Below are 12,052 nucleotides of genomic sequence, written 5' to 3'. Positions count from 1 at the left end.
GCCGGCCCCCCGCCGCCCGGCGCCCGGGGCGGCGCCGCGCCCGCCGGGCGGCCCCCCCCCCCCCCCCGCCGCGCCCCCCCCCCCCTCCGGCGTTCCCGGACCGCGTCAGGACGCGGCCGGCGGCGTCTGCCCGCCGGGGGCGTCCTTGTGCGCGATCTTGACCAAGGCGTCCTTCGCCTTGCCCGTCCCGCTCGTGATCTGGCCGCTGTACTTGCCCTTGGTCTTGGAGTCCACGGCCTTGGCGACCTTGTCCAGACCCTCGCTGATCCTGCCCTCGTGCTGGTGCGCGAGATCGCCGACCTTGTCCTTCGCCGGAGCGAGCTTGGCCTTCAGATTGTCCAGCAGGCCCATGGGTCACCTTCCGTTGGCGTTCGCTACGTACGGGCGCCCTCGCCGGCCTCGCTGTCCGCGGCCACCTCGGCCGACTGCTGCTTCGGGATCTCCACGGCTTCCGCCGGCTCGCTCTCCGCGACAGCAGGCTCGGCCTCGCCCTCCGCACCGGACTCCGCCGCCGGAGCCTCGGTCGCGACCTCCTCGGTCACGGCCTCGTCCTTACGACGAAAAAACCGATCAAAAACGCCCATGTCTACTCCCGTAACGTTACGCGTGTGAGTGAAGTTCCGCGTTCACCGAACCGGCTCTGCGCCGGGCGTACACACGGCGTACGCCCGGCCGGAACCTCGCCAGGGCAACGACCTCCCTCCCACCCCGTCACGTCGCTCGATCGGGTACATGAGCGCGTCTTGACCGGGGGCTGCGAGACTGGGGCGGTGAGGAATGCAGCCCCCGCCCCGCGGGTCATCGCCGTCGTCGGTCCCACCGCGGCAGGAAAGTCCGACCTGGGCGTAGCCCTGGCCCGCCGGTTCGACGGCGAAGTCGTCAACGCCGACTCCATGCAGCTGTACCGGGGGATGGACATCGGCACCGCCAAGCTGACGGTCGAGGAGCGCGGCGGCGTCCCGCACCACCTCCTCGACATCTGGGACGTCACCGACACCGCCAACGTCGCCGAGTACCAGCGGCTGGCCCGCCTGGAGATCGACAGGCTGCTCGCCGAGGGCCGCACCCCCGTCCTCGTCGGCGGATCCGGCCTGTACGTGCGGGGAGCCCTGGACGCCATGGAGTTCCCCGGCACCGACCCCCAGGTCCGCGCCCGGCTGGAGGAAGAGGTCACGCTGCGCGGCCCCGGCGCCCTGCACGCCCGGCTCGCCGCCGCCGACCCCGAAGCGGCCCGGGCGATCCTGCCCAGCAACGGCCGCCGCATCGTCCGCGCGCTGGAGGTCATCGAGATCACCGGCAAGCCGTTCACCGCGAACCTGCCCGGCCACGAGTCCGTCTACGACACCGTCCAGATCGGCGTCGACGTCGCCCGCCCGGAGCTCGACGAGCGGATCGCCCTGCGCGTCGACCGGATGTGGGAGGACGGCCTCGTGGACGAGGTCCGCGCGCTGGAGGCCCGCGGGCTGCGCGACGGGATCACCGCCTCCAGGGCACTGGGCTACCAGCAGGTGCTCGCCGCGCTCGCAGGCGAGTGCACCGAGGACGAGGCCCGCGCGGAGACCGTGCGGGCGACCAAGCGGTTCGCCCGCCGTCAGGACTCCTGGTTCCGCCGCGATCCGCGGGTCCACTGGCTCAGCGGGGCCGCCGCCGACCGGGCGGAACTCCCCGGACTCGCGCAGTCGTTGGTCGAACGAGCGGTTACAGCCTGATCACGTGATGGCATCGGGACGCCCCGGGCGCCCGTAGCGGGGCTGAGGGCGTGCCATCATCAAACTCCAGCGGGTGCGATCACCTGCGATGCATGGCGGCGTACTGAGTCCGAGTGGGGAGGGCGCGTGGCGATGGAGGCCGGCCCTCGCGACACCGGGCGGGACGACACCCGGCGGGAAGCGGACCCGATGCTTCTCGGCGGGACGGAGGGACCCGGGGTCCTCGGGCTGCCCGCCGACCCCGTACGGCTGACCCCCGACGGCCCCGACGCCCCGGACTCCGCCGAGGCTGAGGCGGCCGCCGGACCCGAGTTCGAGGTCGAACTGCGACCGCAGCGCCGCCTGCGCGTGTGGCAGATCGCCCCCATCGTGATGCTCGCCGCCGCCGGTTCGCTGATGTTCGCCTTCCCCCTCGCCTTCGAGTTCGGCGACGGCGGAGCCGTGGTCGCCATGCTCGGCTTCCTCATCAGCTGCTGCGCCGGAGGCTGGGGCATGATGGCCGCCCGACGGGTCGGCTACACCTGGCCCGGGCTCCCGGCCCGGGGGAGCGGCCGCCGCCCCGACTGGCGCATGGCCGCGCTGTACGCCGTGGTCGCGCTGGTCCTCGTAGGCCTCGCCGTGTACCGGGTGGCCCGGCTCCGCTGACCGCCCCTCGGACGGTCCGGCCCCTCTGAGCTGCGGCTGGGTACGATGGCCCGGTGACGCAGACCACCCTCTCCTTCCTCAAGGGCCACGGCACCGAGAACGACTTCGTGATCGTCCCGGACCCCGGCAACGCCATCGAGCTGCCCGCCTCCGCCGTCGCGAAGATCTGCGACCGGCGCGCCGGCATCGGCGGCGACGGGGTGCTGCACGTCGTCCGGTCCGCCGCGCACCCGGAGGCGGCGCACCTGGCCGACGAGGCGGAGTGGTTCATGGACTACCGCAACAGCGACGGCTCCGTCGCCGAGATGTGCGGCAACGGCGTGCGCGTCTTCGCCCGCTACCTCCAGTACGCCGGCCACGTCGAGCCGGGCGACCTCGCCGTCGCCACGCGCGGCGGCGTCAAGCGCGTGCACCTCGACAAGGCGGGCGACGTCACCGTCTCCATGGGCCGCGCCGCGTTCCCCGAGGGCGAGGTCACGGTCAGCGTCGGATCGCGCAGCTGGCCCGCCCGCAACGTGAACATGGGCAACCCGCACGCCGTCGCGTTCGTCGAGAGCCTCGACGACGCCGGGAACCTGTTCACCGCCCCGCCGTTCAGCCCGGCGTCCGCCTACCCGGCGGGGGTCAACGTCGAGTTCGTCGTCGACCGCGGCCCCCGGCACGTCGCCATGCGCGTCCACGAGCGCGGCTCCGGCGAGACCCGCTCCTGCGGCACCGGCGCCTGCGCCGTCGCTGTGGCCGCCATCCGCCGTGACGGCGCGGACCCCGCGGCCACCGGCGAGCCGGCCACGTACACCGTCGACCTCCCCGGCGGAACGCTCGTCATCACCGAACACCCCGACGGCCGGATCGACATGACCGGCCCGGCCGTGATCGTGGCCGCCGGCGAGTTCGACGCGGCCTGGCTCACCGAAACGGCTTTCTCCTGAAGCTTCCCTCTAATGGGTGATCCGTTTCACGCTGCGCCAGAGGTGGACTGCGCCACGTGGTGGGGTCGGTAACATCAGGCACCGGCCCTGAGGGCGCACCCCATGCCCGCCACCGCCGGTCGAAGCCGCCGGAGGTGCCCATGAGTGCAGAGGCCACGAACCCCGAAGCACACCCCGAAGCGCGCCCTGAGCTCCGCAGACGGGGCCGCAGCAGGATCGATCTGCGCCGGCTCGGGCGCGCGGCGCTGCTCGGGCCGACGTCCCGGGACCGCCTCCCGGACGCGATCGGCCACGTCGCGGAGGCGCACCGCGCCCACCATCCGGACGCCGACATGTCCATTCTCCGGCGCGCCTACCTCCTCGCGGAGAGCTCCCACCGCGGTCAGATGCGAAAAAGCGGTGAGCCGTACATCACACATCCGCTCGCCGTCACCCTGATCCTCGCCGAACTGGGCGCCGAGACAACCACCTTGACGGCCTCTCTGCTCCACGACACCGTCGAGGACACCGATGTGACCCTCGATCAGGTCCGGGCCGAGTTCGGCGACGAGGTCTGCTTCATCGTCGACGGCGTCACCAAGGTCGAGAAGATCGACTACGGCGCCGCCGCCGAACCGGAGACCTTCCGCAAGATGCTCGTCGCCACCGGCAACGACGTCCGCGTGATGTCCATCAAACTCGCCGACCGGCTGCACAACATGCGCACGCTGGGCGTGATGCGCCCCGATAAACAGGCCCGCATCGCCAAGGTCACGCGCGACGTCCTCATCCCGCTGGCCGAGCGGCTGGGCGTGCAGGCCCTCAAGACCGAGCTGGAAGACCTCGTCTTCGCGATCCTGCACCCCGAGGAGTACGAGGGCACCCGCGCCCTCATCGCCGCGCACGCCGGCGAACGCGACCCGCTGCCCGCCATCGCCGACTCCGTGCGGACCGTCCTGCGGGAGGCGGGCATCAGCGCCGAAGTGCAGGTCCGGCCGCGCCACTTCGTCTCCGTGCACCGCATCGCCCGCTCGCGCGGCGAGCTGCGCGGCTCCGACTTCGGCCGGATCCTCGTACTCGTCGGCGAGAACGCCGACTGCTACGGCGTACTCGGCGAGCTGCACACCTGTTTCACGCCGGTCGTCTCGGAGTTCAAGGACTTCATCGCCACCCCGAAGTTCAACCTGTACCAGTCCCTCCACACGGCCGTCGCCACGCCCGAGGGGTACGTCGCCGAAGTCATCGTGCGCACCTGGCAGATGCACCGCGTCGCCGAGGCCGGCGTGGTCGCGCTCGGCAACCCGTACGCCACCGCGACGCCGGACCCCGCCGCCGACCCGGACGAGGAGCGGGTGGACCCCACCCGTCCCGGCTGGCTCTCCCGGCTGCTCGACTGGCAGCAGTCCGCCCCCGACCCCGACACCTTCTGGACCGTGCTCCGCGCCGAGCTGGCACAGGACCGGGAGATCACCGTGTTCCGGGCCGACGGCGGCACCCTGGGCCTCCCGGCCGGAGCCAGCTGCATCGACGCCGCTTACGCGCAGCACGGCGAGGCCGCCCACGGCTGTATCGGCGCCCGCGTCAACGGGCGCCTCGCCTCCCTGTCCTCGCCGCTGTCCGACGGGGACACCGTCCAGCTGCTGCTCGCCCAGGACGCCTCCTCCGGACCGGCGGCCGAATGGCTGGACCACGCCCGGACGCCCGCCGCCCGCATCGCCATCAGCAGCTGGCTGGAGACCCACCCCGACCGCGCCATGGCCACCACCTCGGCGGCGCGGGCACCGTTGTCGGTGGTCGGAGCCCGGGGCGGCGGGGCCAACGCCGTCGCCGACCTGCCGGACGCCACCGTGCGGCTGGCGGGGTGCTGCACCCCGGTGCCCCCGGACGACGTCGCCGGCTTCCTGGTCCGCGGCGGAGCCGTCACCGTGCACCGCGTCCACTGCGCGGCCGTGGCGCAGATGCGGGCCGTCGGGCGCACCTCCGTCGCCGTGCACTGGCGGGCGACCGCCGACTGCCGGGTCACCCTGCTCGCTGAATCGTTCGGCCGCCCCCATCTCCTGGCGGACCTGACCGAGGCCATCGCCCACGAGGGCGTCGAGGTGGTCTCCGCGACGGTGGAACCCCCGGTCGAGGGCCGGGTCCGGCACACCTACACCCTCCAGCTGCCCGACGCGGCCGGGCTCCCCGCCCTGATGCGCGCCATGCGGGACGTCCCGGGCGTCTACGACGTCAGCCGCGCGTAGGCCGGTACGGCGCCGGAAGGCCCCGTTCGGGTGGACCCGTCGCGCGCCGTACCCGGCCTCGCGCCGGGCGCTGGTAAGCGGTGGTGGATGCAGCTCTCCTCCCCCCGCCTGCGCGCCGCCCTGCTCGCCGCGGCCTCCCTCACCCTCGTCGCCGCGGTACTGCCTCCGCCGAAGCCCCTGGGCATCGGCGACCGGCTCTTCCCCGAGCTCGGCAACCCCGGCTACGACGTCCTCTCGTACGACCTGTCCTTCACGTACAAGGACAACAAGAGCCCCCTCGACGCGGTCACCGTGATCGACGCCCGGGCGACGGCGCAGCTGGAGCGGGTCAACCTGGACTTCACACACGGCAAAGTGGCGTCCGCCGAGGTCAACGGGGAGCCCGCAGGGTTCGAGAGCGTGGGGGAGGACCTCGTACTGACCCCGCGGCGCGCGGTGGCGGACGGCGGCCCGCTGCGCATCACGGTCCGGCACACCAGCGACCCGCGGGGCCGCCGGGACGGCGGCTGGGTACCCACCGAGGACGGTCTGGCCATGGCCAACCAGGCGGACGCCGCCCACCGCGTGTTCCCCTGCAACGACCACCCCGCCGACAAGGCCGTCTTCACCTTCCGGATCACCGCCCCCGCCGGGCTCACGGCCGTCGCCAACGGGCTCCAGGTGGCCCCTGCCCGGCGCACGGGCCCCTCCACGACGTGGACGTACCGGACGCGGCACCCGATGGCCACCGAGCTGGCCCAGGTCTCCGTGGGCCGCTCCGCCGTCGTGCACGGGACCGGACCGCACGGGCTGCCGCTGCGCGACGTGGTGCCCGCCGCCGACCGGCAGCGGCTCGACCCCTGGCTGAAGAAGACCGCCGGCCACATCGAGTGGATGGAGGAGCGGGTCGGCCGCTACCCCTTCGAGAACTACGGGGTGCTGATCGCACAGGCCACGACCGGCTTCGAGCTGGAGACGCAGACCCTCTCGCTCTTCGAGAGCAGCCTGTTCTCCGGCGACGGCTACCCCGAGTGGTACGTCGAGTCGGTGATGGTCCACGAGCTCGCCCACCAGTGGTTCGGCGACAGCGTCACCCCGCGCACCTGGTCCGACCTGTGGCTCAACGAGGGGCACGCCACCTGGTACGAGGCGCTGTACGCGGACGGGCTCGGCAAGTACTCCCTGGAGCGGCGCATGCGCGAGGCGTATCAGCGCTCCGACCAGTGGCGGGCGGCGGGCGGGCCCCCGGCCGCCCCGAAGGCCGCCGCGCCGGGCGAGAAGATCGGGCTGTTCCGGCCGGTGGTGTACGACGGCTCCGCGCTGATCCTGTACGCGCTGCGGCAGGAGATCGGCGCCCGGGCCTTCGACCGGATCGAGCGGCGCTGGGTCGCGCAGTACCGGGACGGGATCGCGGGCACGGCCGACTTCGTACGCCTCGCCTCGCAGGAGGCGGGCCGCGACCTCGGGGCCTTCCTGGAGCCGTGGCTCTACGGGGCGAAGACCCCGCCGATGCCGGGGCACCCGGAGTGGAGCGCCCCGGCCGCGGCGGCGGGCAAGGCTGCGCCGGGCAGGGCCGCACCCGGCAAGGCGGCACAGGGCAAGACGGCACCGGGCAAGGCGGCACAGGGCAAGACGGCACAGGGCAAGGCAGCGCCGGGTAAGGCGGCACCGGGCAAGTCCGTACCCGGCGGGAAAAGGGTGTGACCGCCGAGGAACGGGCATGTCACCATCGACGGGTCCGTTCGGGGAATCCCCGGGCGGTGTGACACGTTGGACGTGACAGCTACCGTGTCCCCACCAGGCGTGACACCGCTATTCGAATCGACGTAAGGATCCAATGACCTCCTCTTCTTCCCCTTCCCAGGACGCGCGGGACGCAACTGACGTGCGTGACTCGCAGAGCTTCACCGAGAGCCTTCGGGCCGATGCCCTGATGGAAGAGGACGTCGCCTGGAGCCACGAGATCGACGGAGACCGGGACGGCGACCAGTTCGACCGGTCCGAGCGCGCGGCCCTGCGCCGTGTGGCAGGCCTCTCCACCGAGCTCGAAGACGTCACCGAGGTCGAGTACCGACAGCTCCGCCTGGAGCGTGTCGTCCTCGTCGGTGTCTGGACCTCCGGAACGGTGCAGGACGCGGACAACTCCCTCGCGGAGCTCGCCGCCCTCGCCGAGACGGCCGGTGCTCTGGTACTGGACGGCGTGATCCAGCGCCGCGACAAGCCGGACCCGGCCACCTTCATCGGTTCGGGCAAGGCCCGCGAGCTGCGTGACATCGTCATGGAGAGCGGCGCCGACACCGTCGTCTGCGACGGCGAGCTCAGCCCCGGCCAGCTCATCGCCCTCGAAGACGTCGTCAAGGTCAAGGTGGTCGACCGGACCGCCCTGATCCTCGACATCTTCGCCCAGCACGCCAAGTCCCGAGAGGGCAAGGCGCAGGTCGCACTCGCGCAGATGCAGTACATGCTGCCGCGACTGCGCGGCTGGGGTCAGTCGCTGTCCCGGCAGATGGGTGGCGGCGGCGGTGGCGGCATGGCCACCCGAGGCCCCGGTGAGACCAAGATCGAGACCGACCGGCGCCGTATTCGCGAGAAGATGGCGAAGATGCGCCGGGAGATCGCGGAGATGAAGACCGGCCGTGACATCAAGCGGCAGGAACGGCGCCGCAACAGGGTGCCCTCGGTCGCCATCGCCGGCTACACCAACGCGGGCAAGTCCTCGCTGCTCAACCGCCTCACGGGCGCGGGCGTGCTGGTGGAGAACGCACTGTTCGCCACCCTCGACCCGACCGTGCGCCGGGCCGAGACGCCGAGCGGCCGGATCTACACCCTGGCCGACACCGTCGGGTTCGTCCGGCACCTGCCCCACCACCTCGTCGAGGCGTTCCGCTCGACGATGGAGGAGGTCGGAGACTCCGATCTGATCCTGCACATCGTGGACGGTTCGCACCCGGCGCCGGAGGAGCAGCTGGCGGCGGTGCGTGAGGTCATCCGCGAGGTCGGCGCGGTCAACGTGCCCGAGATCGTGGTGATCAACAAGGCGGACGCCGCGGACCCGCTCGTCCTGCAGCGGCTGCTGCGGATCGAGCGGCACTCCATCGCCGTCTCGGCGCGGACGGGCATGGGCATCGAGGAACTCCTCGCGCTCATCGACTCCGAGCTGCCGCGGCCCGAGGTCGAGGTGGAGGCCCTGGTGCCGTACACGCGCGGCTCGCTGGTCGCCAAGGCGCATGCCGAGGGCGAGGTGATCTCCGAGGAACACACCCCGGAGGGCACCCTGCTCAAGGCGCGCGTCCACCAGGAGCTGGCAGCGGACCTGGCGCCGTACGCGCTGGCGAAGCAGTAGTCCTGAGCTCCTGAGCTCTTGATGGCTGAGGGCCCCTGCAGTGCAGGGGGCCCTCAGCCGTTCGTCATCGATCCCGGCAAACCGCCGGCGGCCACACGGGCCGCCGGCCGCCGTCTACTTGAACTTGTTGCTGACGGCGGTGAAGATGCCCTTCGCCTCCGGCCCCAGCCGTGGTCCGGCCAACCAGCCCGCCTTGACCGGGCCGATCGAGGTGTTCGACACCAGCGCCCGCTTGCCGTCGGCGCCCGTCGCGACCCAGCCGCCGCCGGAGGCGCCGCCGGTCATCGTGCAGCCGATGCGGTACATCACCGGCTCGTTCGCCCTCAGGGTCAGCCGTCCCGGCCGGTCCGTGCACTGGAATGCCTTCTGGCCGTCGAAGGGGGCCGCCGCCGGGTAGCCCGTCGCCGTCAGGCTCGCGACCTTCGGCACGGCGGGTGCGGCGAACTCCACCGGGAGCGCCGAACCGACCGTCTCCTCCAGGGACTTGCCGCTGCCCTTCTCGGGCGTCACGTGCAGCACGGCGAAGTCGTACGGTGCGCCCGCGCCGCCGGTCGGACCGCCGGTCGCGATCCACTGGTCGGAGGTCTGCGCCCAGTCGCTCCACCACACGCCGAACGGGGCCACCTGCTCGCGGGGCGCGCCCTTGAGCTGCGCCGAGGGCTTGCCCGCGTTGTTGTAGGACGGCACGAAGGCGATGTTGCGGTACCAGCCGCCGGCCTTGCCCGCGTGCACGCAGTGCCCCGCGGTCCAGACCATGTTGGACTTGCCGGGGCGCGCGGGGTCCTTGACCACGGTCGCCGAGCAGACCATCGAGCCCTCGGGGCCGTCGAAGAAGACCTTGCCCGATTCCGGAACACTCCGGTGGTAGGGCGCGTTGGCCGGCTTGGCCGCCACCGGGGCCGGGGTCGGGTCGGTGACACCCTGGTCCTTGCCCGCGTCCGGGTCGACGGACGGGCGCTGCGGCTGCTCGGCGTCACGCATGCGGTCCGGGTCCCAGAGGTCCTCGATGATCGGGTTTATGTAGTCGCCCGCCTCGCGGAGCCAGTCCTCCTGCTTCCAGTTCTTCCACTCACCCCCCTTCCACTTCTCCAGGTCGATGCCCCGTTCCCTGAGCTTTTCCTTGAGCTGGTCCGGGATCTTGATCCCGTCCGTGTTCGGCAGGCTCGCCGCCACGGTCGGCTTGGCGTCGGTGCCGGCCTCCCCGTCGCCGGGGCCGCAGGCGGCGGCGGTCAGCACGAGGGCGGCCGCGCAGAGCGTCGCGGTGACCGGTCGGTTCGGTCGCATGTCGTTCGTCCCCCTGGAGGTTCGAGGCGTGGAGTGGAGCCCCCCACTATGCCGCTGCCGCCGAGGACGACACAGCCCGGGTCCGTGGTTCCTTTTGCTCATTTCTTGAGCAACCAAGGATCTTGGCCCCACCCGTGATCCGTCGCCGCCACCGTCGTTGGTACGTACGGGGGATAGGGGGAGCGTTGGTGTTCGAAGCGCAATCCGTAAGTGAAGTCAGTGCGGGAGGAGCGACACTCGTGGCATTCACCGAGCCGACCGGGGCGGCGGCCGCGACACAGAGCCCACCGCAGGAAACGCCGCAGACGACGCCCCAAGTGCCGCCGCAGACCGGTCGGGCAGCAGGTCACGACGGCATCCTGCGCAGGCAGGCGCAGCGGGAGTCCGCCGCCCGGACGTATGCCCGCTCCCTGCCCATCGTCCCGGTACGGGCGCGCGGGCTGACCATCGAGGGCGCCGACGGCCGGCGTTACCTCGACTGCCTCTCCGGCGCCGGCACCCTCGCGCTCGGCCACAACCACCCGGTGGTGCTGGAAGCCGTCCGCGGCGTCCTCGACTCGGGTGCGCCGCTCCACGTCCTGGACCTCGCCACACCGGTCAAGGACGCCTTCACCACCGAGCTGTTCGCCAACCTGCCGCCGGCGCTGGCCGCCGACGCGCGCATCCAGTTCTGCGGGCCCGCCGGCACGGACGCCGTGGAGGCCGCCCTCAAACTGGTCCGCGCCGCGACCGGTCGCCCTGGACTGCTCGCCTTCACCGGGGCCTACCACGGCATGACAGCCGGCGCCCTGGAAGCCTCGGGAGGCGCCGCCGAGGGACGGGTGACCCGGCTTCCCTACCCGCAGGACTTCCGCTGCCCGTTCGGCGTCGGCGGCCCCGAGGGAGCCGAACTCGCCGCACGCTGGACGGAGAACCTGCTCGACGACCCCAAGGGCGGCATCCCTCTCCCCGCCGGCCTGATCGTCGAACCCGTACAGGGCGAGGGCGGGGTCAACCCCGCCCCGGACGGCTGGCTGCGCCGCATGCGGGAGATCACCGCGTCGAGGGGGATCCCCCTCATCGCCGACGAGGTACAGACGGGGGTCGGCCGGACCGGAGCCCTCTGGGGCGTCGACCACGCCGGAGTGGTGCCCGACGTGATGGTCCTGTCCAAGGCCATCGGCGGCAGCCTGCCGCTCGCGGTGATCGTGTACCGGTCGGGCCTGGACGTATGGGCGCCCGGCGCCCACGCGGGGACCTTCCGAGGCAACCAGCTCGCCATGGCCGCCGGCACGGCCACCCTCGCCTTCGTTCGCGAGAACCGGCTCGCGGAACGCGCCGCGGTCCTTGGCGACCGGATGACAGCGGCCCTGCGCGGCCTGGCGGACTGCCATCCCTGCATCGGGGACGTCCGGGGCCGCGGCCTCATGATCGGCCTCGAACTCGTCGATCCCGACACCGGGGCCGCCGCACCGGCCCTGGCCGCGGCCGTCCGCCAGGAGTGTCTGGAACGCGGCCTGATTGTCGAACTCGGCGGCCGCCACGGCGCCGTGGTCCGCCTGCTCCCACCGCTGACCCTGACCGACGAGCAGGCCGCGGCGGTCCTCGACCGCCTGGCCGACGCCATCCCGGCCGCCACCCGCCGGACCCGGACCCGTTGACCCGCACCGGAGGACCCGCGATGCCCGAGCCGCACCAGTCCACCCCGACCACCCCCATCACCCCCATTACCCCGGCCACTCCCAGCACTTCGAACACCCCCATCACCCCGAGTACCTCGACCCAGCCCAACTCCCTTCCGGAGAACCCGGCTTCTGCCACCTCCCTGCCCGCGACCGACCCGGAAGTGCCAGCCCACCCGCAGCCACGGCCCGACCCGGCCCGTACGGCGCCTCCGCGTCCCGAGCCCGGAGCCGCCGCCCCGGGGCAGCCGACACCGCCGCCGCCCGCCGACCCCGTACG

General features: G+C 72.6%; 10 protein-coding genes. 7 read left to right on the top strand and 3 right to left on the bottom strand.

Features of this window, described 5'->3' with window-relative positions:
* Positions 1 to 105 precede the first annotated feature (105 nt).
* Entirely contained in the window at positions 106 to 351 is a 246-nt protein-coding gene (locus tag ACFWFZ_RS34075) for an antitoxin (protein WP_387127858.1), read from the bottom strand.
* A 23-nt stretch (positions 352 to 374) separates the two neighbouring features.
* Entirely contained in the window at positions 375 to 542 is a 168-nt protein-coding gene (locus ACFWFZ_RS34070; protein WP_387127856.1) for a gliding motility protein, read from the bottom strand.
* A gap of 228 nt (positions 543 to 770) precedes the next feature.
* Between ACFWFZ_RS34070 and miaA the strand changes: the two genes are divergently transcribed.
* From miaA to hflX, 6 genes are all read left to right on the top strand, one after another.
* Positions 771 to 1,709: a tRNA (adenosine(37)-N6)-dimethylallyltransferase MiaA gene (miaA, locus tag ACFWFZ_RS34065; RefSeq protein WP_387127854.1), complete on the top strand. Its 939-nt coding sequence runs from the start codon at positions 771 to 773 to the stop codon at positions 1,707 to 1,709.
* Positions 1,710 to 1,841: 132 nt separating this feature from the next.
* Positions 1,842 to 2,354, top strand: coding sequence for a hypothetical protein (locus tag ACFWFZ_RS34060; protein ID WP_387127864.1), 513 nt, complete (start codon positions 1,842 to 1,844; stop codon positions 2,352 to 2,354).
* 53 nt (positions 2,355 to 2,407) lie between these two features.
* A complete protein-coding gene (gene dapF / locus ACFWFZ_RS34055; RefSeq protein ID WP_387127852.1) occupies positions 2,408 to 3,283 on the top strand; it encodes a diaminopimelate epimerase in 876 nt (291 codons plus the stop codon).
* Positions 3,284 to 3,423: 140 nt separating this feature from the next.
* Complete coding sequence (locus ACFWFZ_RS34050) at positions 3,424 to 5,505, top strand: RelA/SpoT family protein (RefSeq protein ID WP_387127850.1); 2,082 nt, start codon at positions 3,424 to 3,426, stop codon at positions 5,503 to 5,505.
* Between the two features lie 87 nt (positions 5,506 to 5,592).
* Positions 5,593 to 7,188 (top strand): M1 family metallopeptidase, encoded by a 1,596-nt coding sequence (locus tag ACFWFZ_RS34045; RefSeq protein ID WP_387127848.1) that lies wholly within the window; start codon positions 5,593 to 5,595, stop codon positions 7,186 to 7,188.
* A gap of 133 nt (positions 7,189 to 7,321) precedes the next feature.
* Entirely contained in the window at positions 7,322 to 8,827 is a 1,506-nt protein-coding gene (hflX, locus tag ACFWFZ_RS34040) for a GTPase HflX (protein ID WP_387127846.1), read from the top strand.
* Positions 8,828 to 8,941: 114 nt separating this feature from the next.
* Here the strand turns inward: hflX and ACFWFZ_RS34035 are convergent, their stop codons facing one another.
* Positions 8,942 to 10,111 carry a trypsin-like serine peptidase gene (locus tag ACFWFZ_RS34035; RefSeq protein ID WP_387127844.1) on the bottom strand — a complete coding sequence of 390 codons (1,170 nt, stop codon included), beginning with the start codon at positions 10,109 to 10,111 and terminating at the stop codon, positions 8,942 to 8,944.
* A 317-nt stretch (positions 10,112 to 10,428) separates the two neighbouring features.
* On the opposite strand from ACFWFZ_RS34035, the gene ACFWFZ_RS34030 reads away from it, so the two are divergent.
* Complete coding sequence (locus tag ACFWFZ_RS34030; RefSeq protein WP_387127862.1) at positions 10,429 to 11,751, top strand: diaminobutyrate--2-oxoglutarate transaminase family protein; 1,323 nt, start codon at positions 10,429 to 10,431, stop codon at positions 11,749 to 11,751.
* The last annotated feature ends 301 nt before the right edge of the window (positions 11,752 to 12,052 follow it).

Source organism: Streptomyces sp. NPDC060232 (assembly GCF_042726555.1).
Classification (GTDB): Bacteria; Actinomycetota; Actinomycetes; order Streptomycetales; family Streptomycetaceae; genus Streptomyces.
Note: the sequence above shows the minus strand (reverse complement) of the source record. Positions and strands in the feature narration are given on the sequence as shown.